Annotated in this window: 23 protein-coding genes and 6 tRNA genes; 10 read left to right on the top strand and 19 right to left on the bottom strand. The window is 71.4% G+C overall.

Annotation, left to right across the window (positions count from 1 at the left end; translation table 11 throughout):
• Window positions 1–13 precede the first annotated feature (13 nt).
• Complete coding sequence (locus tag ACGFW5_RS16685) at window positions 14–460, bottom strand: anthrone oxygenase family protein (RefSeq protein WP_393834950.1); 447 nt, start codon at window positions 458–460, stop codon at window positions 14–16.
• A 90-nt stretch (window positions 461–550) separates the two neighbouring features.
• On the opposite strand from ACGFW5_RS16685, the gene ACGFW5_RS16680 reads away from it, so the two are divergent.
• Window positions 551–1,159 carry a TetR/AcrR family transcriptional regulator gene (locus ACGFW5_RS16680; RefSeq protein ID WP_393834949.1) on the top strand — a complete coding sequence of 203 codons (609 nt, stop codon included), beginning with the start codon at window positions 551–553 and terminating at the stop codon, window positions 1,157–1,159.
• On the opposite strand, the gene ACGFW5_RS16675 is transcribed toward ACGFW5_RS16680, so the two are convergent.
• From ACGFW5_RS16675 to ACGFW5_RS16655, 5 genes are all read right to left on the bottom strand, one after another.
• Window positions 1,143–1,682 (bottom strand): GNAT family N-acetyltransferase, encoded by a 540-nt coding sequence (locus tag ACGFW5_RS16675; protein WP_393834948.1) that lies wholly within the window; start codon window positions 1,680–1,682, stop codon window positions 1,143–1,145. The two genes, ACGFW5_RS16680 and ACGFW5_RS16675, sit on opposite strands and share 17 nt — an antisense overlap.
• Before the next feature lie 240 nt (window positions 1,683–1,922).
• Window positions 1,923–2,480, bottom strand: coding sequence for an HIT family protein (locus ACGFW5_RS16670; RefSeq protein WP_393834947.1), 558 nt, complete (start codon window positions 2,478–2,480; stop codon window positions 1,923–1,925).
• Between the two features lie 170 nt (window positions 2,481–2,650).
• A complete protein-coding gene (thrS, locus tag ACGFW5_RS16665; RefSeq protein WP_393834946.1) occupies window positions 2,651–4,627 on the bottom strand; it encodes a threonine--tRNA ligase in 1,977 nt (658 codons plus the stop codon).
• Window positions 4,628–4,834: 207 nt separating this feature from the next.
• Window positions 4,835–6,028 carry a hypothetical protein gene (locus ACGFW5_RS16660; RefSeq protein ID WP_393834945.1) on the bottom strand — a complete coding sequence of 398 codons (1,194 nt, stop codon included), beginning with the start codon at window positions 6,026–6,028 and terminating at the stop codon, window positions 4,835–4,837.
• Window positions 6,028–6,606 carry a DUF4365 domain-containing protein gene (locus ACGFW5_RS16655; RefSeq protein WP_393834944.1) on the bottom strand — a complete coding sequence of 193 codons (579 nt, stop codon included), beginning with the start codon at window positions 6,604–6,606 and terminating at the stop codon, window positions 6,028–6,030. Before ACGFW5_RS16655 ends, ACGFW5_RS16660 begins: the two co-directional genes overlap by 1 nt.
• 191 nt (window positions 6,607–6,797) lie before the next feature.
• On the opposite strand from ACGFW5_RS16655, the gene ACGFW5_RS16650 reads away from it, so the two are divergent.
• Window positions 6,798–7,523 (top strand): 3'-5' exonuclease, encoded by a 726-nt coding sequence (locus tag ACGFW5_RS16650; RefSeq protein WP_393834943.1) that lies wholly within the window; start codon window positions 6,798–6,800, stop codon window positions 7,521–7,523.
• A gap of 72 nt (window positions 7,524–7,595) precedes the next feature.
• On the opposite strand, the gene ACGFW5_RS16645 is transcribed toward ACGFW5_RS16650, so the two are convergent.
• The 4 genes from ACGFW5_RS16645 to ACGFW5_RS16630 form a co-directional block, all read right to left on the bottom strand.
• Window positions 7,596–7,667, bottom strand: a tRNA-Val gene (locus tag ACGFW5_RS16645).
• Between the two features lie 39 nt (window positions 7,668–7,706).
• Window positions 7,707–8,153, bottom strand: coding sequence for an SRPBCC family protein (locus tag ACGFW5_RS16640; protein ID WP_393834942.1), 447 nt, complete (start codon window positions 8,151–8,153; stop codon window positions 7,707–7,709).
• A 103-nt stretch (window positions 8,154–8,256) separates the two neighbouring features.
• Window positions 8,257–8,328, bottom strand: a tRNA-Val gene (locus tag ACGFW5_RS16635).
• Window positions 8,329–8,401: 73 nt separating this feature from the next.
• Window positions 8,402–8,803, bottom strand: a complete 402-nt coding sequence (locus ACGFW5_RS16630) for a TIGR02611 family protein (protein ID WP_393834941.1) — start codon at window positions 8,801–8,803, stop codon at window positions 8,402–8,404.
• A gap of 199 nt (window positions 8,804–9,002) precedes the next feature.
• Between ACGFW5_RS16630 and ACGFW5_RS16625 the strand changes: the two genes are divergently transcribed.
• The gene (locus ACGFW5_RS16625; protein WP_053723613.1) at window positions 9,003–9,419 is read left to right on the top strand and encodes an SsgA family sporulation/cell division regulator; all 417 of its coding nucleotides are present in this window, start codon (window positions 9,003–9,005) and stop codon (window positions 9,417–9,419) included.
• 195 nt (window positions 9,420–9,614) lie between these two features.
• Window positions 9,615–10,172, top strand: coding sequence for a CGNR zinc finger domain-containing protein (locus ACGFW5_RS16620; RefSeq protein ID WP_393834940.1), 558 nt, complete (start codon window positions 9,615–9,617; stop codon window positions 10,170–10,172).
• Window positions 10,173–10,316: 144 nt separating this feature from the next.
• Here the strand turns inward: ACGFW5_RS16620 and ACGFW5_RS16615 are convergent, their stop codons facing one another.
• Window positions 10,317–10,490 carry a hypothetical protein gene (locus ACGFW5_RS16615; RefSeq protein ID WP_393834939.1) on the bottom strand — a complete coding sequence of 58 codons (174 nt, stop codon included), beginning with the start codon at window positions 10,488–10,490 and terminating at the stop codon, window positions 10,317–10,319.
• Window positions 10,491–10,656: 166 nt separating this feature from the next.
• A complete protein-coding gene (locus ACGFW5_RS16610; RefSeq protein ID WP_393834938.1) occupies window positions 10,657–11,106 on the bottom strand; it encodes a hypothetical protein in 450 nt (149 codons plus the stop codon).
• A 140-nt stretch (window positions 11,107–11,246) separates the two neighbouring features.
• Here ACGFW5_RS16610 and ACGFW5_RS16605 point away from each other — a divergent pair, with 140 nt between their 5' ends.
• Window positions 11,247–11,810 carry a DsbA family protein gene (locus tag ACGFW5_RS16605; RefSeq protein ID WP_393834937.1) on the top strand — a complete coding sequence of 188 codons (564 nt, stop codon included), beginning with the start codon at window positions 11,247–11,249 and terminating at the stop codon, window positions 11,808–11,810.
• Window position 11,811: 1 nt separating this feature from the next.
• Here the strand turns inward: ACGFW5_RS16605 and ACGFW5_RS16600 are convergent, their stop codons facing one another.
• Genes ACGFW5_RS16600 through ACGFW5_RS16590 form a run of 3 tightly spaced genes read right to left on the bottom strand, consistent with a single transcriptional unit; the run spans window position 11,812 to window position 14,564 of the window.
• Window positions 11,812–12,645 carry a GNAT family N-acetyltransferase gene (locus ACGFW5_RS16600; RefSeq protein ID WP_393834936.1) on the bottom strand — a complete coding sequence of 278 codons (834 nt, stop codon included), beginning with the start codon at window positions 12,643–12,645 and terminating at the stop codon, window positions 11,812–11,814.
• A 41-nt stretch (window positions 12,646–12,686) separates the two neighbouring features.
• Window positions 12,687–13,508: an aminotransferase class IV gene (locus tag ACGFW5_RS16595; protein ID WP_393834935.1), complete on the bottom strand. Its 822-nt coding sequence runs from the start codon at window positions 13,506–13,508 to the stop codon at window positions 12,687–12,689.
• A complete protein-coding gene (locus ACGFW5_RS16590; protein ID WP_393834934.1) occupies window positions 13,509–14,564 on the bottom strand; it encodes a chorismate-binding protein in 1,056 nt (351 codons plus the stop codon). It abuts the gene before it with no gap.
• Between the two features lie 191 nt (window positions 14,565–14,755).
• Between ACGFW5_RS16590 and ACGFW5_RS16585 the strand changes: the two genes are divergently transcribed.
• From ACGFW5_RS16585 to ACGFW5_RS16570, 4 genes are all read left to right on the top strand, one after another.
• Window positions 14,756–14,828 (top strand) — tRNA-Gly (locus tag ACGFW5_RS16585).
• Between the two features lie 39 nt (window positions 14,829–14,867).
• Window positions 14,868–14,941 (top strand) — tRNA-Cys (locus ACGFW5_RS16580).
• A 1-nt stretch (window position 14,942) separates the two neighbouring features.
• A tRNA-Val gene (locus tag ACGFW5_RS16575) sits at window positions 14,943–15,014 on the top strand.
• 47 nt (window positions 15,015–15,061) lie between these two features.
• A tRNA-Val gene (locus ACGFW5_RS16570) sits at window positions 15,062–15,136 on the top strand.
• Between the two features lie 248 nt (window positions 15,137–15,384).
• On the opposite strand, the gene ACGFW5_RS16565 is transcribed toward ACGFW5_RS16570, so the two are convergent.
• Both ACGFW5_RS16565 and ACGFW5_RS16560 read right to left on the bottom strand, forming a co-directional pair.
• On the bottom strand, window positions 15,385–15,594 hold the full coding sequence (locus ACGFW5_RS16565) for a hypothetical protein (protein ID WP_393834933.1): 210 nt from the start codon (window positions 15,592–15,594) through the stop codon (window positions 15,385–15,387).
• Window positions 15,595–15,857: 263 nt separating this feature from the next.
• Window positions 15,858–16,136 carry a hypothetical protein gene (locus tag ACGFW5_RS16560; RefSeq protein ID WP_393834932.1) on the bottom strand — a complete coding sequence of 93 codons (279 nt, stop codon included), beginning with the start codon at window positions 16,134–16,136 and terminating at the stop codon, window positions 15,858–15,860.
• A gap of 199 nt (window positions 16,137–16,335) precedes the next feature.
• Here ACGFW5_RS16560 and ACGFW5_RS16555 point away from each other — a divergent pair, with 199 nt between their 5' ends.
• On the top strand, window positions 16,336–17,556 hold the full coding sequence (locus ACGFW5_RS16555) for a protein kinase (protein WP_393835079.1): 1,221 nt from the start codon (window positions 16,336–16,338) through the stop codon (window positions 17,554–17,556).
• Window positions 17,557–17,977: 421 nt separating this feature from the next.
• On the opposite strand, the gene ACGFW5_RS16550 is transcribed toward ACGFW5_RS16555, so the two are convergent.
• A complete protein-coding gene (locus ACGFW5_RS16550; RefSeq protein ID WP_393834931.1) occupies window positions 17,978–18,796 on the bottom strand; it encodes a TrmH family RNA methyltransferase in 819 nt (272 codons plus the stop codon).
• Window positions 18,797–18,905: 109 nt separating this feature from the next.
• Window positions 18,906–20,126 (bottom strand): uroporphyrinogen-III C-methyltransferase, encoded by a 1,221-nt coding sequence (cobA, locus tag ACGFW5_RS16545; protein WP_393834930.1) that lies wholly within the window; start codon window positions 20,124–20,126, stop codon window positions 18,906–18,908.
• Window positions 20,127–20,345: the final 219 nt, after the last annotated feature.

The raw sequence follows: 20,345 nt of genomic DNA, 5'->3' as shown, positions 1-20,345 counted from the left end.
CCCCGCCCGCGGCTCAGGTGAGGGCGGTGACCAGGGTGGCGAAGGCGGCGATGATGACGGCGACGCGGGCGTAGTGGAAGCGCTGCCAGCGGTCCAGTTGGTCTCTCCAGTCGGCGGGCCGGTCCTCGGGGGTCCACGTCTTGTTCCGGTTGTTGATCGGGACGAGCAGCAGGATCGACATGATCACGCTGAGGATCAGCAGCGCGCCCGCGGCGACGACAAGGCCGGCGCCGTGGTGGTGCCACCCGGTGACGGCCCAGGCCGCGACGAGGACGGACGAGCCGATGTACCAGTACGGCATCACGGCGCCGAGCATCCGGCCCCCGTGGGCGTGGCCCTGCTGGGCGCTGTCCTCCGGGAGGGCGTTGAGGATCCGGCTCATGATGACGAGGACGGAGAACTCCACCCCCACCAGCACGCCGACCACCACAGTGGTGAAGACCTCAAGTGTGTGGAACATGACGATCCCTCCGGAATCTAGCGCTGCTAGGTGACGATGCAACGCTAGCGCTGCTGCCGCTCGATTGTCTAGCGATGCTAGGATCGGATCATGTCGGTACAGGAACGCAAGGAACGCGACCGGGCGGAGCGCGAGCGCCTCATCGTGGCGACGGCCCGCGAACTCGCCGAGCAGCAGGGCTGGGACGCGGTCACCACCCGCCGCCTCGCCGAGCGCATCGAGTACAGCCAGCCGGTCCTCTACAGCCACTTCCGCGGCAAGCGCGAGATCATCGGCGCCGTCGCCCTCCAGGGCTCCACCGAGATGGCCGCGATGGTGCGGGCCGCGACCGCCGGTGCGAACGGGCCGCGCGCCCGGGTGTACGCCCTCGCCCGCGCCTACCTCGACTTCGCCGCACGCAATCCGGCGGTCTACGACGCCATCTTCCAGCTCGACGGCGGCCTCGCGTACGCGCAGGAGGAAACCCCGGAACCCCTCAAGGACGCTTTCGCCGCGCTGCTGGAGTGCCTGGGCGAGGTCGCCGGGGACGGGGTCGCACCGGGGCTGTTCACGGAGGTGTTCTGGGCGTCCCTGCACGGAGTGGCCACGTTGACCCGGTCGGGACGGCTCCCGCCGCAGGACACCGAGGCGAGGGTGCGGCTGCTGGTGGACCGGCTCCCTGTTCACGCCGCCGAGCGCGAGCTCAACGGCGAGACGTGACCGGCCCCCGCACACCGAGCCACTGAGCCGCGCCCCAGGCCCGATACCGCTCCACCTCGCCAAACCCCAACTTCGCCGCGAGACGCATCGAGCGGGCGTTGGCGGTCTGGGTGGCGAGCACCACCTGCTCACCGGGAAGGACGCTGTCGAACCAGTCGAGCGCCGCCGCGCACGCTTCGGCCGCATACCCGGCCCCCCACGCCCGCGGCAGGAACAGGTAGCCGAGCTCGACCTTCCCCACGGCGGCCGGCCGATGGTCCTGCGGCGCCCTCCTGAGCAGGACGTGGCCGATCATCGCCCCGTCGAGATCGACGACGAAGCTGCCGGGCCACCGCTCGGGCACCTCGGGCATCGCGCGTTCCAGCTCGTCCCGCCGACGGGGCCCACCGAGGTAGGTGTGCACCTCCGGCGATGCCGGCAACCCGATGAACGCCGCACGGTCCCGCGCCTCGGGCTCACGAAGGACGAGCCTCTCGGTCGTGATCGGTGCGGACGGCCGGGGGACGGGTCCGGGATCGGTCATGGCGCCAGCCAATCAGCGGGCTCGGCAGCGATCAAGACGTGCGGCCCCGCCGGCTTCTCGGCGCCACGAAAGACCCTAGGGGGTGTCTGGTGGATCAGGGTCGGTCAGGGTGCGGCGCCTGGTGCGGTGCATCGCAAGGCGCCGGAACGTCGTGATAGCGGAGCTATCGGGGCGTTTCGGCAACGCCGCGAGGTGCCGTGCCAGGCGCCGCACCCCCGGCCATGATCCACCAGACACCCCCTAGGCGGGCCAGGCCGCGGCGAGCATCGTGCGGGTGTCTCCGAGGAGTTGGGGCAGCACCTTGGTGTGGCCGACGACCGGCATGAAGTTGGTGTCACCGCCCCAGCGGGGCACGATGTGCTGGTGCAGGTGGGCGGCGATACCCGCGCCGGCCACCGCGCCCTGGTTCATCCCGATGTTGAACCCGTGCGCCCCCGACGCGGCGCGCAGCGCGGCCATCGCCCGCTTGGTGAGCTCGGCCAGTTCCAGGGTCTCGGACGCGTCGAGTTCCGTGTAGTCGGCGACGTGGCGATAGGGCACGACCATGAGGTGCCCGCCGTTGTACGGGTAGAGGTTGAGCACCGCGTACACGTGCTCGCCGCGCTTGACGATCAGCCCGTCCTCGTCCGACTTCGCGGGAATCGAGCAGAACGGACACCCGTCGCCGGACTCCGGTCCCGTCGGCTTGTTCTCGCCCTGGATGTACGCCATCCGGTGGGGCGTCCACAGGCGCTGGAACGCGTCCTGCGTCCCCACTCCGATCTGCTGCTCCGGCTCAGTCGTCATGGTGTGCAGCATATGACTTCGGGCGGCCGGGGCGTCGGCGGGGTGGCCGGTGGCAGCACACGCGAAGGCCCCCGGGAAGGCGGGCTTCCCGGGGGCCGAGGCGCGCGTGTGCGGGCCTCACAATTCGTCGGAACCGACGGACTTCTCCGGGTCCGGATCATCCCGCGGCCGCGGGGAGCGCGTCACACCTGCACGCGGCGCTCCACCACGTCCACGAGCTTGGCCAGCGCCTCGTCACGCGGAACGCCGTTCTCCTGCGAACCGTCGCGGTAGCGGAAGGAGACCGTGCCCGCGGCCATGTCCTCGTCACCGACGATGATCATGAACGGGACCTTCTGCTTCTGCTGGTTGCGGATCTTCTTCTGCATCCGGTCCGAGGACGCGTCCACCTCGACGCGCAGCCCCTTCTTCTTCGCCTCGGCGGCGAACTCCTGGAGGTAGGGGATGTGCGCGTCGCCGATCGGGATGCCGACCGCCTGGACGGGGGCGAGCCACGCCGGGAAGGCGCCCGCGTAGTGCTCAAGAAGCACCGCGAAGAACCGCTCGATGGACCCGAACAGGGCGCGGTGGATCATGACCGGGCGCTGCTTGGTGCCGTCGGGGCCGGTGTACTCCAGGTCGAAGCGCTCCGGCAGGTTGAAGTCGAGCTGGACGGTCGACATCTGCCAGGTGCGGCCGATGGCGTCGCGCGCCTGTACCGAGATCTTCGGGCCGTAGAAGGCCGCGCCGCCCGGGTCGGCGACCAGGTCGAGACCCTGCTTCTCGGCGACCGCGCGGAGCGTGTCCGTGGCCTCTTCCCAGATCTCGTCCGAGCCGACGAACTTCTCCGGGTCCTTGGTCGACAGCTCCAGGTAGAAGTCGTTCAGGCCGTAGTCGCGGAGCAGGTTCAGGACGAAGGTGAGCGTCCGGTCCAGCTCGTCGGCCATCTGCTCCTTGGTGCAGTAGATGTGCGCGTCGTCCTGGGTGAAGCCCCGGGCACGGGTCAGTCCGTGCACCACGCCCGACTTCTCGTACCGGTACACCGTGCCGAACTCGAAGAGCCGCAGCGGCAGTTCACGGTAGGAACGCCCGCGCGCATCGAAGATCAGGTTGTGCATCGGGCAGTTCATGGGCTTGAGGTAGTAGTCCACGCCCTCGTCGAGCTGCATGGGCGGGTACATGCCGTCGGCGTACCAGTCCAGGTGGCCCGAGGTCTCGAAGAGCTTCCCCTTGGTGGCGTGCGGGGTGTAGACGAACTCGTACCCCTCCTCCTCGTGCCGGCGGCGCGAGTAGTCCTCCATGACCCGGCGGATGATGCCGCCCTTGGGGTGGAAGACGGCGAGGCCGGAGCCGATCTGCTCCGGGATGGAGAACAGGTCGAGCTCGTTGCCGAGCTTGCGGTGGTCGCGCTTCTCGGCCTCGGCCAGGAACTCCAGGTGCGCCTTCAGCTCGTCCTTGGAGGGCCACGCGGTGCCGTAGATGCGCTGGAGCATCGGGTTCTTCTCGCTGCCGCGCCAGTAGGCCGCGGCGTTGCGCATCAGCTTGAACGCCGGGATGGCGCGGGTGGTGGGCAGGTGCGGACCGCGGCAGAGGTCCTTCCAGCACAGCTCGCCGGTCTTGGCGTCGAGGTTGTCGTAGATGGTCAGCTCGCCGCCGCCCACCTCGACGTTGGCGCCGTCGTCGGTGGACGCCGAGCCCTTGATGCCGATGAGCTCCAGCTTGTACGGCTCGTCCGCCAGCTCCTCGCGGGCGGCCTCGTCGGTGACGACGCGGCGCGAGAAGCGCTGGCCGCGCTTCTGGATCTCCTGCATCTTCTTCTCGACGGCCTTGAGGTCCTCGGGCGTGAACGGCCGCTCGACGTCGAAGTCGTAGTAGAAGCCGTCGCGGACCGGCGGGCCGATGCCGAGCTTCGCCTCGGGGAAGAGCTCCTGCACGGCCTGGGCCATGACGTGGGCGGTGGAGTGGCGCAGGATGTTGAGGCCGTCCTCGGAGGAGATCTCGACGGGCTCGACCTCCTCGCCGTCCTTCACCTCGTACGCGAGGTCCTTCAGCTCACCGGCGACGCGGGCCGCGACGATGGTGCGCTCACCGGCGAAGAGCTCGGCCGCCGTAGTGCCCGTCGTCACCACGCGCTCTTCCCGCTCGGAATCGCGTTGGATGATCACACGGACGTCTGACACCGGACTTCTCCTGCCGTAGGGGGTGCGCAGCGCGTGTCGCGTACGCGAGACGATCCTACCGAGCCGGTGGGGTGCGTCGCGAAACGGATATCGGGCCGCGCGGACGCCGGGCCGTCACTTGGGCGCGGGGCCGTCACTTGGGCGCGGGGTTGTCCCTGGGGCGCGAGCCGTCACTGGGGCGCAGGGTTGTCCCTGGGGCGCGAGCCGTCACTGGGGCGTGGGGCCCGGTTCCGCGCCGCAGGCCTCCTCGAAGAAGTCGAGGTTCTCCTGGAGCGACTTCATCAGGCGGTCCCGCTCGGCGTCGTCCACCTGCACCGGCGTCACGCCCCCCGCGCCGGACAGCCGCCGGAATCCGCCCCGGCTCTCCAGGCGCCCCACGACCCGGATCGGCAGCCCGACCAGATGGGCGTGCCCGGCGATGCGGTACGCCTCCTCGTCCAGCTCCACGCGGACGTGCGGGACCTCCGCCCCGGCCAGCACCCGCAGCCGTACGACGCCCGGCCCGCGCGGTCCCGAGCGGCGCAGCCGCACCACGGCGCCGGTGATCCGTACCGGCACGGACGGTTCCGCGCCGAGGTAGCGGGCGCCCGCCGCGCGCAGGGCGGGCAGATCGCCGGGTGAGAAGTCGACGGGTTCGGGCCGCGCCGCACACCCCTGGGGCACCCCGGCCGCCGGCGCCCACGCGAGGGCCACGCGCACGCCTTCGCTGCCCCGCACCAGGGCGACGAGCGATTCGGTCAACTCGCGGCTGACACCGGCCCGTACGGCGGCGTCAAAGGCCTCCATGCCGCCGGTGGCGCGCTGGTAGTCGACCGCGTCGCGCACCGCGTTGAGCGCCGCGTACAGCCGCACCACGGCGGGCCGCGCCGTTGCGGCGGGCACGAACGCGGTGAGCCCTCCGGCCGGCGCGGGCTCGACGAGGACGTCCTTGAGCGATGCGAGGGCCTGCCCGCGGTGACGTGCCCCGTGGTAGCCGGCGGGCCCGCGCACGGCCAGCGCGCCCGCGAGCAGCATCCGGTGGGCCGCGCCGCGCAGGTGCTCCTGCTCGCTCCAGGAGGCGGCGCCCGCGGGGCCTTCGGGGACCTCGCGCCACCAGCGCACCTCGTCGCTCGGCACGGCCAGCGAGACCAGCACCTCGCGGGCGGAGGGCGCGGCGCTGCGCGCGAGCGCGGTCAGCGCCTCGCCGAGCAGGTCCTCGCTGTCGGGGTAGGACCGGCTCTCGGGCACCAGCAGGCTCGTGCCCGAGCCGATCACGCCGGGCGGCGTCCAGCGCGCGTAGCGTCCCGCCGCTCCCCCGCGCCTGCGCCAGCCGTGCCGCTGGAGCAGCGCCCCGAGCACGGCCGGGTCGACCTGGCCGGGAACCGGCTGAACAGTGCCCGGCTCGTCGTCGAACCACCGCATCAAGGCCTCCCTCCCACCCCGACCCGCGTCATGATCTCGCAGAGCGCGCGGTCGTCGAAGATCCGCGAGGTCGGTATCCGCACCGTGGTCCTGCGCCGGCCGGTCACCGGGTGTCCGGCCAGATTGATCCAGTAACAGCAGTGCCGGAGCGCCAGGCGGTCGTGGCTCGCGCACAGCCACTCCTCCCGGCTCCTCGGCGCCAGCATCACCACCAGGATCTTGTGCACCGACACGGGGGTGCGGGCGAGCTTCACCAGGTGGTCGTTGTCCAGCGTGAAGGAGAAGGTCCCGCCCGGCGGATGCGGCGGGATCTGGTAGGTGCACTTGAGCTGCACCTTGATCGTCACTTCGTCGTCGACGGTGTGGCCGGCCGCGCTGTGGCTCAGGTGCCAGTCGATCCCGTTGTCCGGGAAGGGCTGCGAGAGCGAGCAGCCCGCTGCCGCCGCCACCGCGTGCAGGTAGCCCACCTGAAGGGTCTCCATGCAGGCGGTGGTGGCGAGCGAGCCGCGCAGCGGTGCGATCCGCTCGGGCAGCAGACCGTGGCCGGGCGCGGCCGGATCGGGCTGCGCGAGCGCCATGGCTGTCGTGTGCCTTCCGGGCGGTGCCGAACCGTTCTCCGTGACGGTCCGTCAACAGAGCGTTCCGTCACCTGAGTTGTCTCCGCAGTCCGCTGCCCGCAAACGGCGTATGTCGCAAACAGCACGGGTATCACGGAATCGGGCAGGGGATGCACGCCATCTGCCGCAAGTGCGCGAGGAGTTGAGTAGACATGACGTGCTGGTACGAGGGTCCCCTGGCGGCGTTCGACACGGAGACGACCGGGGTGGACGTCGAAGGGGACCGGATGGTGTCGGCCGCGCTGGTGATCCAGGACTCCGCGGAGGCGCGGCCGCGGGTGACGCGCTGGCTGATCAACCCGGGCATACCCGTCCCGGCGGGCGCCACCGCCGTGCACGGCCTGACCGATGAACACCTCCAGCGCAACGGGCGCTGGCCGGCCCCCGTGATGGAGGAGGTCGCGAAGGCGCTGGCCGAGCAGTGCGCGGCGGGCCGGCCGCTGGTCATCATGAACGCGCCGTTCGATCTGACGCTGCTCGACCGGGAGTTGAGGCGTCATCGCGCCGCCTCGCTGGGTCACTATCTGGGCCGCAATCCGCTGCGCGTCCTCGATCCCCGGGTCCTGGACAAGCATCTGGACCGCTATCGCAAGGGCCGTCGCACCCTGACCGATCTGTGCGAGCACTACGGCGTGGCCCTGGAGGGCGCGCACGACGCGGCGGCCGACGCGCTGGCCGCCCTGGAGGTCGTACGGATGGTGGGCCGCAGGTTCGCGGCGCGACTGGAACGGCTGACGCCCACGGAGTTGCACGCGTTGCAGGCGACCTGGCACGCGGCGCAGGCGCGGGGCCTTCAGGCCTGGTTCAGCAAGCAGGGCACGCCGGAGCTGGTGGACACCGCTTGGCCACTGCGGCCCGAACTCCCGGCTGCGGCTTGAGCGTTGGTGGCGGCAGACGGACGGCGGACAGCAAAAAGGCCGGTCCGTCGATGACGGACCGGCCTTTCCCGGTGGGCGATACTGGGTTCGAACCAGTGACCTCTTCGGTGTGAACGAAGCGCTCTCCCACTGAGCTAATCGCCCGGGAACGGACTGAACCATACAGGGCCCCGGGCCCCGCTTTCAAACCACGTCCAGACGGTGACGGAGCCCGCGCCGCCCGGAACGCATCATCAGGGCGTGGTTGGCCCGGAACAGCGGGCGGCCGGGCACCGCGAGGCGGCGCAGCAGCGGCTTGCGGACCTCGACCTCCTGCTCGTAGACGGCCCGGGTGCCGCCGTCGTGCGCGAGCAGCGTCCAGCATGCCCAGCCCTCCAGGTCGCCGCTCAGGGTGGCCCGCAGGACCAGTCCCACCGGGTCGCGCCGGCTCTCGCGTGCGGTGACGACCAGGTCGTACGGGACGAGCGAGCGGAAGCGAGCGGTGGCGGTGCGCTCGTCGACCGCCGTCACCTCGCGGACCTCGCGCCACCAGAGCGGGTACTCCTCGGTGCGCTCAAGGACCGCGTAGACGGCAGGAGGGGCCGCGGGCAGGTCCCAGAGGCTGCGGAAACGGTAATGGCACCAGTTCATGCCCCCAGTCTGCGCGGGCCCCCACAGGCGGCGCGGAGGGCCCCCGTACGGGAACGCCGAAGGCCCCGGAGATCGAATCGATCTCCGGGGCCTTCGGTCCGGGTGGGCGATACTGGGTTCGAACCAGTGACCTCTTCGGTGTGAACGAAGCGCTCTCCCACTGAGCTAATCGCCCGGGCGCACCGCAAACATTACCGCATGTCAGCGGGGCCTTTGACCATGCGCCGGCCGCTGTTGATCTTCCATGGTCAGCTGGTGATGTTCCACGGCAGCACGAAGCCGAACCGCCACACATAGCCGCCCACCAGCACGGCGGCGATCACCACACCGACCGCTGTCAGGATGATGTTGCGGCGCCGCACCTTGGGGTCGAGGGCCTTCTGAGCGGCCTCGGTGACCTTCCGCTTCGTCCAGCGGAGCACCAGCTGGGCCCACACGAACTCGGTCGCCCAGATCGCCATGCCGCCGAAGATCACCAGCCAGCCCGGGCCCGGCAGCGGCAGCATGACCACGCCCGCCGCCACGACCGCGAGCCCCACCACGAAGACGCCGACCTGCCAGCTCAGATGCAGCGGCCTCGACGCCTTGATGAACGCCGGCGCACGCGACCCGAGCGTCGCCGCACCCCGCTCGTCACTCCCCGTATCCATGCGTCCCAACCTACCGGACGGGTGTCCCGAAACGGCTTCACCGAAATGGACCTATAACCCAAAGTAATAGTCCGCCGTACGAGCTACGTGAACCCCTTCAAAACGGTCAGAGGGGTTTACAACGGCACCGTAGGTGGCATGTCGATTTCGCCGACGTGCGAATCCCCGAGCGCACACTGAGCGAAAGGCCCTGGCGCTTATGAACACCACGGTCAGCTGCGAGCTGCACCTGCGCCTCGTTGTGTCGAGCGAGTCCTCACTGCCTGTACCCGCGGGCCTGCGGTATGACACGGCCGATCCCTATGCCGTGCACGCCACCTTCCACACCGGAGCCGAGGAAACCGTCGAGTGGGTCTTCGCTCGCGACCTCCTCGCCGAGGGCCTGCACCGGCCCACCGGAACCGGCGACGTCAGAGTCTGGCCGTCACGCAGTCACGGCCAGGGTGTCGTCTGTATCGCCCTGAGCTCGCCGGAAGGAGAAGCCCTGCTCGAAGCCCCGGCGCGGGCCCTGGAATCGTTCCTGAAACGGACCGACGCCGCGGTGCCGCCCGGCACCGAGCACCGTCACTTCGATCTCGACACCGAGCTCTCGCACATCCTGGCCGAGAACAACTGAGGTCAGGCAGAGAGCCGCACGGCGCCGTCCGACTCGGGGCGACGGCGCCGCGCGGACAACCCAAGAGCGGCAGCCATCGGCGCCGTCCCCCACGAAGCCGTCGTGGGGGACGGCGCCGATGCGCGTCCGGCACGAGCCGCTAGAGTCGGCCAGCATCCGACGGGCGCCCGCCCGCCGCAGGCCAGGGAGCGAATCGTGCTGATCCCTCACGACACCCGGATCGCCCTCGACATGGTGGTCGATCTGGTGAACACCTCGCCGGAGAGCGAGGCGACCGATCGCCTCGCGGACGTGGACGCGCTGTACGGCTTCGTCCAGGACCACAACGTGAGCGGTGTCGAGCGGCTGTCCCCCGGCGACCTCCTCGGCGTCCAGGGGGTACGCGCCAGGTTCGCCGAGATCTTCGCCGCGCCGGACGCCCACAGCGCCGCCGAACTGGTCAACCAGCTGGTCGCGGCGGCCGGCACCACCCCGCAGCTGACCGACCACGACGGCTACGACTGGCACGTGCACTACTTCGCGCCCGGCGCATCGGTGGCCGACCATCTGGCGGCCGACGGCGGCATGGCGCTCGCGTTCATCATCGTCACCGGCGAGCAGGAGCGCCTTCGCCGCTGCGAGGCGCCGGACTGCGGGCGGGCCTTCGTGGACCTCTCACGCAACCGGTCCCGCCGCTACTGCGACAGCCGCACATGCGGGAACCGTCTGCATGTGGCCGCCTACCGGGCCCGCCGCAAGGAAGCGGCGCGCTGACGCGAGGCCGCGGCCGAGTCAGCCCGCCGTCACGCGCCGCCGTCACGGCCGGGCGGCGTCCGCGAGCGCCCGGACAAGAACACAGCACCTGAACAGGAACACAGTGCCTGAGCAGGGACAGAGCACCTGAGCGGGACCAGAGCGTCAGAGCAGGAACAGATCGTGTACGGCCGCCATGAGCAACAGCGAGCCGATCACCCCCAGGAAGATCATCAGGGGCGGCTGGGAGAGCGCGAAGAGGCAGCCCCGCGCCTGAGGATCGGGCGCGTTCGGCTCGTCGGTCGGTGCAGGGGTGGAGCCCCGGGAAGTGTCCAGCATCTCGGGGTGATGATGACGCAGCCGCGCCGCATGGATATACCAAAGTGCCCATAGGCACCGGGAGTTCACCCGATCTTGTAGCGCGTGCGAACAGCCGCGCGGGGGCGCCCGCGCCTCGGCGCGCACCGCACGGGGCGGATGGGCTCAGGCGCCGCGCTTTCCCTTGTCAGATGCCGTGCTTCTTCAAGATGGCCTCGATGTCGCTGAAGTCCTCGCTCGCGGCGGGCTTGCCCTGGGGCTTTGCCGCGGGCCGGCCCGTCGCGGCGCTGCCCGCGCCGAGCGAGGGGGCGGACGCCTGCGGGGCCACCGCCTCGCCCCGGGCCGCGGCCGCGGCGGCCCTGCGCTCCTTGCGCGTGCCGCCGGAGCGCCGCTCGACCGCCCGGGTCGTCATGAACAGCAGCCAGGCGACCCCGAGCAGGCCGAAACCGAGCCACACGCTCGGCTTGAAGACGATGCCGGACACCCACTGCACGACACCCGTCATGACGAGGCCGACCGGGACCAGCGAGTAGGCGGCGATGCGCGTAGCCGCGAGGAACCGCTTGCGGTACGCCGTGATGGCAGCGATGCCCAGTCCGGCCGCGGAAACGGCGGAGCAGACGGTCTCGGCAAGCATCCGGTTCCTCCAGGCATGGGGGGTATGGCTTCTTCCATCCTGCACCGGAACCCACCCCGCGGGCCACGGTCGGCCACGACCTCAGGGAGATCTCCGGGGCGGAATCCTCCCCAGGTCCCGGTTGCTGGGAGACTGACCCCATGAGCGACACCACCCCCTCAGACACCTCTGACACCGCAGACGCAGCAGACACCGCCGACGCCGCGGGCCCCGCCGGCCCCGCTGTTCTCGACGTGTGGTGCGAGTTGCAGTGCCCCGACTGCCACTCCGCCCTCGACGACATCCGCGCCCTGCGCGCCCGCTACGGCGACCGCCTCGACATCCGGCTGCGGCACTTCCCGCTGGAAAAGCACCAGCACGCCTTCGCCGCGGCCCAGGCCGCCGAGGAGGCGTTCGAGCAGGGCAAGGGCTGGCCGTATGTGGAGGCGGTGCTCGCCCGCACCGAGCGCCTGGCCGCGCAGGGCGAGCGCATGCTGGTGGAGACGGCGGCCGAACTCGGCCTGGACGCCGAGGAGTTCGACACCGCCCTCGTCGACGGACGGCATATGCTGATCGTCGACGCCGACCAGGCCGAGGGCAAGGCGATCGGCGTGACGGGCACGCCGACGTACGTCATCGGCGAGGAGCGCCTGGACGGTGGCAAGAGCCAGGAGGGCCTGCGGGAGCGCATCGAGGAGATCGCCGACCGGCTGCTGGCCCGGTAGTTCAGAGCAGCTGCTTGAAGTGGTGGCGGCGGGTGGCCCGGTAGCCCAGTGACTCGTACAGGCGGAGCGCCGGGGTGTTGTCCGCGAAGACGTGCAGCCCCAGCGTGTCCTGCCCCTCGGCCAGCGCCACCTGTTCCGCGAGCAGCATCAGCGCGCGGCCGTGGCCCCGGCCCCGGTGCTCGTCGGCGACCCTGACGTCGTAGACGTACGCCCCCTGCGCGGGCGGTGGCGCGGGGCTCACCCACACGGTTCCGACCGCGCACCCCGCGGCTTCCAGGACCAAAAAGTGTGCCCCGGCGGTGGCGGCGCCGTCCGGCAGCAGGGCGCGGTGCTCCGCGTCCGCCTTGGCCCTGGCCTGCGCCTCGGTCACGCCCCGCGCGATCCAGCTCTGCGCGAAGTTCTCCCGGTCGGCGCGCTGCCACTGATCGAACTCGTCCGCGCGCATGGGCCGGCCTTGGCAGCCGGCGGGCAACTGGGGCGCGGCGCCCGGGAGTTGCTTGACCATGGTGCGGCTGCGTTCCTGGTAGCCGAGGGCCGTGGCCATCCGCAGCGCCGGTCCGGCCCCCTCCGGGACCGAGAGGCGGACCTGGGCGCAGCCCCAGCCGCGCAGCACCTCCTCGGCGGCGAGCGCGGCGACGGTGCCGCGCCCCCGGCCACGGTCGGCCTCCTCGATCCGGAGCTCTTCGATCCGGCCCATGCCGGCCCCGAACCGGGGGTCGGTGGCGAGCCGGATCGCTCCGACCCGTCGGCTGTTCACGCACACGTCGTACGTTCGCGACTTGGCGCCGTCGGCGCCCTGCTGAAGCGGCTCGGTCGGCCGAATGGTGGTGGTCATCAAGGCCGTTGTACCTGCCGCAGCGCCGCCCGTCACGGCCTTTACGGGTCCAGATCGGATCCGGCCCGCTCGTCGAAGATCCGCATGGCCTTGGCCGTGACCGGGCCGGGCGCCGCGCTCAGCTGCCGCCCGTCGACCCGGTGCACCGCCTGTACGTCACGCAGGGTGGAGGTCAGGAAGATCTCCTCGGCGCTCTCCAGGACGTCGAGCGGGAGTTCGCTCTCGTACGCGCCGGTCCATTCGACGGTCAGGGCGCGGGTGATGCCGCCCAGGCAGCCGGAGGCGAGCGGCGGGGTGTGCAGACGCCCCTCGACGACCACGAAGACGTTGGATCCGGTGCCCTCGCACAGCTGGCCCGCGGTGTTCGCGAAAAGGGCCTCCGTGGCCCCCGCCCGGTGCGCCTTCGCCAGGGCGACGACGTTCTCGGCGTACGAGGTGGTCTTCAGGCCCGCCACGGCACTGTGCTCGTTGCGGGTCCACGGCACGGTGATCACCGCGGTGGTGTCGGGACGGCGCGAGGTCTCACCGAGCGCGACGACCAGCGTCGGCCCGTTGTCGCCCCGCTCGGAGCCGAGCGGCGAGAAGCCGCCGGTGTAGGTGATCCGCATCCGGCCGAGCGGCATCGGGTTGGCGCCGAGCACGGCCGTGCAGGCGCGCCGCACCTCGTCGAGGTCGGGGTCGGGCAGACCGAGGCCGCGGGCCGAACGGGTCAGCCGGTCCAGATGGCGGGTGAGCGCGAACAGTCTCCCGCCGCTCGCCTTCACCGTCTCGAAGACGCCGTCGCCCACGGTGAGCCCGTGATCGAGGACGGACACCTGCGCTGCGCCGGCGTCCCGCAGGGCGCCGTTGACCCAGATCTGCATTTACGCGGTCCTTCCAGTGTGCCCGCTGCGGGCCCGGTCGCCCGACGCTATCGCGAGCAGCCGTGAGGCCTTCAGCTCGGTCTCGCGCCACTCTCCCTCGGGGTCGGAGCCCCAGGTGATGCCCGCCCCGGTGCCGAACCGCAGCACGCCGTGCGGCCGGTCGACCCAGAACGTCCGTATGCCGACGGCCAGCTCGGCCGTGCCCCGGTCGGCGTCGACCCAGCCGATGCCTCCGCAGTAGGGCCCGCGCGGGGCGGTCTCCAGCGCTTCGATGATGCGCAGCGCGCTGGACTTGGGCGCCCCGGTGACCGAGCCCGGCGGGAACGTGGCGGCGAGCAGTTCACGCCAGCCCGTGCCGGCACGCAGTTCGCCGCGCACGGTGGACACGAGATGGACGAGCCCGGGGTGCGCCTCGACCGCGCACAGCTCGGGCACGCTCACCGAGCCGGTGGCGCAGACGCGCCCCATGTCGTTGCGGACGAGGTCCACGATCATCACGTTCTCGGCGTGGTCCTTCTCCAGGAGGTCCGCCTCGGTCCGCCCGGTCCCCTTGATGGGCCCGGACTCGACGACCTGTCCGGTGCGCCGCAGGAACAGTTCGGGCGAGGCGGTCGCGATCTCGACGCCGTGCGCGGGCAGCCTGATCGTGCCCGCGTACGGGGCCGGGTTGCCGCGGGCGAGCAGCGCCGTGAGCGCGTCCACGTCGGCCGCCTCGGGATCGGGCAGCGGGGCGCTCAGGACGCGGCAGAGGTTGGCCTGGTAGACCTCGCCGGCCGCGATGTGCTCGCGGATGCGGCGCACCCCCGCCGTGTACGCGGCACGGTCGAGGGAGGTCGTCCAGTCGTCGGCGGCGGGCCCGCGCCAGGCACCGGGCACGGGGGCGGGGACCGGCCGCGTCCGGACGTCCGCGAAGCGGGCGCAGACGAGCCGGCCCTCGAAATCTGCGGAGACGGCCCAGAAGCCGGCGGAGTCGAGGGCCTCCGGGTCACTGGTGACATCACGCAGGTCCGAGGCGACGAGGTGGCCGAAGCGGGCCAGCGGAGCGAGGTCGTGCACGCTTGTGAGTCTAGGGCCGGTGCAGGTGGGGTGCCCCGAGGTGACCCGGAGGCGAACATCGGCCCGCGCACCGGGCGGGGCGTCGGCCGGGCGCAGCGCAGCACGCTGCACAAACGCGTTTTTGTACTGGCCCGGGAATCCGCTAGAGTTCAACACGTCGCCGGGACGCGCAAGCGGAACGGAACCGACAAGCGGACGTGGCTCAGTTGGTAGAGCATCACCTTGCCAAGGTGAGGGTCGCGAGTTCGAATCTCGTCGTCCGCTCGATGTGGGGGATCTTCCCGGACCCTCATATGCACTCCTGGTGGAGTGGCCGAGAGGCGAGGCAACGGCCTGCAAAGCCGTCTACACGGGTTCAAATCCCGTCTCCACCTCCAAGCGCGATTAGCTCAGCGGGAGAGCGCTTCCCTGACACGGAAGAGGTCACTGGTTCAATCCCAGTATCGCGCACGCAGTAACACGAAGTAACCGGTCCCGTAAGGTGTGGGGCCGTTCCCGCGCGATTAGCTCAGCGGGAGAGCGCTTCCCTGACACGGAAGAGGTCACTGGTTCAATCCCAGTATCGCGCACCACCCGGAACCCCCGGCCTTTACGAAGGCCGGGGGTTCTGTCGTTGTCGCTCGTGTACCGCCGACGTCTGCGTGGTGACCGCGGGGAGTTGGCGGCGCTCTGGTGCGGGACGTGGAAAAGGCGTGGCCCGACCGGCTCCCCAGCCGGTCGGGCCACGCCTTTTACTGCCGTCCGCCGCACCCCCGTCCCCACGGGGTTGTATGGCCGGATGTCCCCGACCCGGTCCGCTCTACCGGGTCCGGGGCGCCGCTCAGCGCCCCAGCATCACGCCCACGGACGACGCTTGTGTGACCACCGCGTCCCAGCCGCCGAAGACGACTACGAGCAGGGCCGCCAGGGGAAGAACCATGGCCGTCGCCACCAGGGGATGGCGCGGGCCGGAACGGCGGGCACCGAACGCGGCGCCGTACGCCCTGCGTCCCTGCGTGCGGATGACCGTCCGCCCAGCAGTGTCCGCCATGGTCCTCTCCTGTTCGTTCAATGGTCCATTCGTTCAATGGTCCGTTGCGTTCAATGGCTCGGTTCGCCGACAGCTCTCGCCGCGCATCGCTCCATTGACAGCGGCGGGTGTTTGACCTCGGGGGACGAGTGCACCACCCGCCGCTTGTCTTCAACACTAGGGACCCGCGCGGCGCCAGACGTCATGCCCTCGTACCGCTCTGCGGGCCTCCCAGGGGATGAGCCGCCACCCTCGCGCCTACTCCCCTGGGTGGAGACGGGCCCCTACGTCTTGGGGTCTTCCCGGAGGGGTCGGGCCTGCGCGCGGGCCTCCGCCTCCCCCGCGTCCTCCCTCGGGACGAGCTGCTCCACCAGCGCGAGCACCCGCGTGGCCATGAAACGGGCCGTGCGCACGACGGTGCCGCTGCGCGTGACTTCGCTCACTTCGACCACCCCGCGCCGTACCGCCGTCTCGACCCTGCGGCCCGCCCGGCTTGCCACCACTTCATAGGTGCGGGTCGTATCCCCCGCGTCCACCACTATCTCCACGCGGTCACCCTTCATGGACCCAAACCCCCTTCTGCGACGGACCGTTGAGATCTCGCACGGGTCAGCCGCCAGGGATCCGCGGCTTGCTGACCACTCTTCAAGTTTCCCACCCGGCACTGACAATCGGTCGTGGCGCGAGGGCGCGGCCTATGAGCACACCGGGCGACGGGTACGTAAGCTGTCCACGTCAACAGGACTGGCAGCGGGGATGAAAATGGCGATGATGCGGCTCCGGCGCGAGGACCCGCGTGTCGTCGGCTCGTTCAGGCTCCACCGGCGTCTCGGCGCCGGCGGCATGGGGGTCGTGTACCTCGGTTCCGACCGGCGCGGGCAGCGGGTGGCGTTGAAGGTGATCCGGCCCGATCTCGCCGAGGACCAGGAGTTCAGGTCCCGGTTCGCCCGTGAGGTCTCGGCGGCACGACGGATCCGCGGCGGGTGCACCGCCCGGCTGGTCGCCGCCGACCTCGAAGCCGAGCGGCCCTGGTTCGCCACGCAGTACGTGCCCGGGCCCTCGCTGCACGACAAGGTCGCCGAGGAAGGGCCGCTCTCGGCCGCCGACACCGCGGCGATCGGGGCCGCGCTGTCCGAGGGGCTGGTCGCGGTGCACGAGGCCGGGGTCGTCCACCGTGACCTCAAGCCCTCCAACATCCTGCTGTCCCCCAAGGGCCCCCGCATCATCGACTTCGGGATCGCGTGGGCCACCGGCGCCTCCACGCTGACGCATGTGGGCACCGCCGTCGGCTCCCCCGGCTTCCTCGCGCCCGAGCAGGTGCGCGGCGCCGCGGTCACCCCGGCCACCGACGTCTTCTCGCTCGGCGCGACGCTGGCGTACGCCGCGATGGGCGACTCGCCCTTCGGGCACGGCAGTTCCGAGGTGATGCTCTACCGCGTGGTGCACGAGGAGGCGCAGCTGCGCGGCGTTCCGGACGCGCTGGCCCCGCTGGTCCAGGCGTGCCTCGCGAAGGACCCGGAGGAGCGGCCGAGCACGCTTCAGCTCTCGATGCGGCTCAAGGAGATCGCCGCGCGGGAGGCGCAGGGCGGGCTGCACGCGCAGGGCTCGGACGCACGGCCCCCGATGCAGCGCGAGCGCGTCGAGGTGGAGCGGCCCACGGGGCGGCTCGACGAGCGGACCCAGCGTTATACCGAGGCCGGGCGCGGTACGGCTTCCCCGGCTTCCCGGCCCGGGCCCCGTACGGGTGGGGCTGCGCCTCGTACGGGTGGGGCTGCGCCGCGTACGGGGGGTTCGGCACCGCGTACGGGGGGGTCGCGTCCTGGTGGGGCGCGCAGTGGCTCCCGTCCGGGTACGCGGCCCGGGGCGCGCACCTCTGGCGGGCTGCGGCCCGCCAATCCCCGGTTGCTGCGGCAGCGGCTCACTGTCTTCGTGCTGGTTACGCTGATCGTTCTGCTGGGGATCGCGGCGGTCAAGCAGTTCTAGGGCTCTGGTGCGGCGGCTTGTGCGTTTGGGTGCGGGCCGGTTGTGGCTGGTCGCGCAGTTCCTCGCGCCCCTTTTTGCGGGGTGCTGACTGGGGCCGTCGGGCCCTTTCAGGCCGCTGCGTCCCAGCCCTTCGTTTTTCGGGTACCGGCCCGTTGGGGCTGGTCGCGCAGTTCCTCGCGCCCCTTTGCGGGGTCATGCTCTGGGCCTCGGATGCCTTGGCCTGCCGTACCGAGGGCCTCCGTCTTCGGGTGCAGGCTCGTTGGGGCTGGTCGCGCAGTTCCCCGCGCCCCTTTTTTGCGGGGTGCGGGCTGGGGCCGTCGGACCCTTTCAGGCCGCTGCGTCACAGTCACTCGTTCTTCGGGTGCCGGGCCGTTGGGGCTGGTCGCGTAGTTCCTCGCGCCCCTCTTCTGTCCCCCTGGGGTCAGGGGGTTGGGCGGCCGGTTGCCACTGCGTAGAAGGCGACCGCCGCTGCCGCGCCCACGTTGAGCGAGTCGACGCCGTGGGCCATCGGGATGCGGACCCATTCGTCGGCCGCGACCAGCGCCTGGCGGGACAGGCCGTCGCCCTCGGCGCCCAGCATGAGGGCCACCTTGTCGAGCTTGTGCGGGGCCGCCTCGTCGATGCTGGACGCCTTGTCGGCGGGGGTCAGGGCGAGGAGTTTGTAGCCGGCCTCGCGTACCGTTTCCAGGCCCTTGGGCCATGACTCCAGACGGGCGTACGGGACCGAGAAGACCGCGCCCATCGACACCTTCACGGAGCGCCGGTACAGGGGGTCCGCGCAGTCCGGCGAGAGCAGCACCGCGTCCATGCCGAGGGCGGCCGCGCTGCGGAAGATCGCGCCGATGTTGGTGTGGTCGTTGACCGCCTCCATGACCACCACCCGGCGCGCGGTGGTGAGGAGTTCTTCGGCGGCCGGGAGCGGCTTGCGCTGCATCGAGGCGAGCGCGCCCCGGTGCACGTGGTAGCCGGTGACGCGTTCGGCCAGGTCGGGGCTGACCGCGTACACGGGCGCCGGGAGTTCGTCGATGACGTCGCGCATGACGTCGACCCACTTGGCCGAGAGCAGCATCGAGCGCATCTCGTAGCCGGCGTCCTTGGCCCGTCTGATGACCTTCTCGCCCTCGGCGATGAAGAGCCCTTCGGCGGGCTCGCGGCGGCGCCGCAGCTCCACGTCGGTCAGGCCCGTGTAGTCACGCAGACGGGGGTCGTCGGGGTCCTCGACGGTGATGAGATCGGCCACAGGGTGATACTGCCTTGTCCTGGGTGAGGTGCCAACGGCTGGGACGGGGATCCGTGACCGGTGGTCGAGCGTTCCGTTACGGATGGTCAAAGGCCGGCGTTCGGGGTGATCACGGGCGGGAGTTCACCGCCACCACGTCGCCGACCACAATGACCGCGGGGGGCTTGACCTCCTCGGCCCGCGCGACTTCGCCGACCGTGCCGAGAGTGGCGTCCACACGGCGCTGTGCGGCCGTGGTGCCCTCCTGGACGAGCGCGACCGGGGTCGACGGGTTCTTGCCGTGCGTCACGAGCGCCTGCGCGATCGCGCCGATCTTGTCGACGCCCATGAGGATCACCAGAGTGCCGCGCAGCTGGGCGAGCGACTTCCAGTCGACGAGCGAGCGCGGGTCGTCCGGCGCCACATGGCCGCTGACCACGGTGAACTCATGAGCCACGCCCCGGTGCGTGACCGGGATGCCGGCGGCGCTCGGCACCGAGATGGAGCTGGAGATTCCGGGCACCACGGTGCAGGTGATGCCGGCTTCGGCGAGCGCCTGAAGTTCCTCCATGCCGCGTCCGAAGACGTAGGGGTCGCCGCCCTTGAGGCGTACGACCGCCTTGCCGGCCTTGGCGTGCTCGATGAGCGCGTTGTTGATGGCCTCCTGGGCCATGAAACGGCCGTAGGGGATCTTCGCCGCGTCGATCACCTCGACGTGCGGCGGGAGTTCGTCGAGCAGGTCGCGCGGGCCGAGCCGGTCGGCGATCACCACGTCGGCCTCGGCGAGCAGCCTGCGGCCGCGCACCGTGATCAGGTCCGGGTCGCCGGGACCGCCGCCGACCAGGGCGACTCCGGGGGTGCGGGTGCGCTGCTGCGGGGCGACGAGGGTGCCGTCGCGCAGGCCCTCGACGACCGCGTCGCGGATCGCGGCCGAGCGGCGCGGGTCGGGGGTGTCGGTGGTGAGGACCGCGACCGTGACGCCCTCGGAGCGGCCGGTGGCCGGGGTCCAGGCGGTGGCGGCGGTCGCGTCGTCGGAGCGTACGCACCAGACACGGGAACGCTCGGCCTCGGCGGAGATCAGGTCGTTGGACCCGGTGTCGGCGGTGGCGACGAGGGCGTACCAGGCGTCGGCCAGATCGCCGTCCTGGTAGCGGCGCCGCTCCCAGCGGATCTCGCCCGCGTCCGCCATCGCCTCGACGGAGGGGGTGGCGCTGGGGGAGATCAGGGTGACGTCGGCCCCGGCGGCGATGAGGGCCGGCAGGCGGCGCTGGGCCACCTGGCCGCCGCCGACGACGACGACGCGGCGGCCGGTGAGGCGGAGGCCTACCGGGTACGCGGGGTGTTCGACCATGGTGGCGGTGCTCCTCGGGCGGGCTGACGTGCGGTGGGCCGCTGCGGCGGTGAAGCGGCTGGTGGGAGGGGTACGCGCTTCCGCCGACAGCCTAAGGGGCGGGTGCGTGGGGCGGCGTGAGCGGGGGGCGGGGGGGGCCCCCCCCCCCCCCCCCCCCCCCCCACCCCCCCAAAAAACCCAACCCCCCCCCCCCCCCCCCCCCCCCCCCCCCCCGGGCCC

The sequence above is a fragment of the Streptomyces sp. NPDC048416 genome, assembly GCF_043200435.1.
Lineage (GTDB): Bacteria > Actinomycetota > Actinomycetes > Streptomycetales > Streptomycetaceae > Streptomyces.
The sequence above is the reverse complement of the archived record's forward strand: the minus strand, read 5'-3'. Positions and strand labels throughout refer to the sequence as shown.

Coding starts and splice junctions, on each gene's coding strand:
- ACGFW5_RS16685 (WP_393834950.1), bottom strand. CDS start 460: ATGTTCCACACACTTGAGGTCTTCACCACTGTGGTGGTCGGCGTGCTG.
- ACGFW5_RS16680 (WP_393834949.1), top strand. CDS start 551: ATGTCGGTACAGGAACGCAAGGAACGCGACCGGGCGGAGCGCGAGCGC.
- ACGFW5_RS16675 (WP_393834948.1), bottom strand. CDS start 1,682: ATGACCGATCCCGGACCCGTCCCCCGGCCGTCCGCACCGATCACGACC.
- ACGFW5_RS16670 (WP_393834947.1), bottom strand. CDS start 2,480: ATGCTGCACACCATGACGACTGAGCCGGAGCAGCAGATCGGAGTGGGG.
- ACGFW5_RS16660 (WP_393834945.1), bottom strand. CDS start 6,028: ATGCGGTGGTTCGACGACGAGCCGGGCACTGTTCAGCCGGTTCCCGGC.
- ACGFW5_RS16655 (WP_393834944.1), bottom strand. CDS start 6,606: ATGGCGCTCGCGCAGCCCGATCCGGCCGCGCCCGGCCACGGTCTGCTG.
- ACGFW5_RS16650 (WP_393834943.1), top strand. CDS start 6,798: ATGACGTGCTGGTACGAGGGTCCCCTGGCGGCGTTCGACACGGAGACG.
- ACGFW5_RS16640 (WP_393834942.1), bottom strand. CDS start 8,153: ATGAACTGGTGCCATTACCGTTTCCGCAGCCTCTGGGACCTGCCCGCG.
- ACGFW5_RS16630 (WP_393834941.1), bottom strand. CDS start 8,803: ATGGATACGGGGAGTGACGAGCGGGGTGCGGCGACGCTCGGGTCGCGT.
- ACGFW5_RS16625 (WP_053723613.1), top strand. CDS start 9,003: ATGAACACCACGGTCAGCTGCGAGCTGCACCTGCGCCTCGTTGTGTCG.
- ACGFW5_RS16615 (WP_393834939.1), bottom strand. CDS start 10,490: ATGCTGGACACTTCCCGGGGCTCCACCCCTGCACCGACCGACGAGCCG.
- ACGFW5_RS16610 (WP_393834938.1), bottom strand. CDS start 11,106: ATGCTTGCCGAGACCGTCTGCTCCGCCGTTTCCGCGGCCGGACTGGGC.
- ACGFW5_RS16605 (WP_393834937.1), top strand. CDS start 11,247: ATGAGCGACACCACCCCCTCAGACACCTCTGACACCGCAGACGCAGCA.
- ACGFW5_RS16600 (WP_393834936.1), bottom strand. CDS start 12,645: ATGACCACCACCATTCGGCCGACCGAGCCGCTTCAGCAGGGCGCCGAC.
- ACGFW5_RS16595 (WP_393834935.1), bottom strand. CDS start 13,508: ATGCAGATCTGGGTCAACGGCGCCCTGCGGGACGCCGGCGCAGCGCAG.
- ACGFW5_RS16565 (WP_393834933.1), bottom strand. CDS start 15,594: ATGGCGGACACTGCTGGGCGGACGGTCATCCGCACGCAGGGACGCAGG.
- ACGFW5_RS16560 (WP_393834932.1), bottom strand. CDS start 16,136: ATGAAGGGTGACCGCGTGGAGATAGTGGTGGACGCGGGGGATACGACC.
- ACGFW5_RS16555 (WP_393835079.1), top strand. CDS start 16,336: ATGGCGATGATGCGGCTCCGGCGCGAGGACCCGCGTGTCGTCGGCTCG.
- cobA (WP_393834930.1), bottom strand. CDS start 20,126: ATGGTCGAACACCCCGCGTACCCGGTAGGCCTCCGCCTCACCGGCCGC.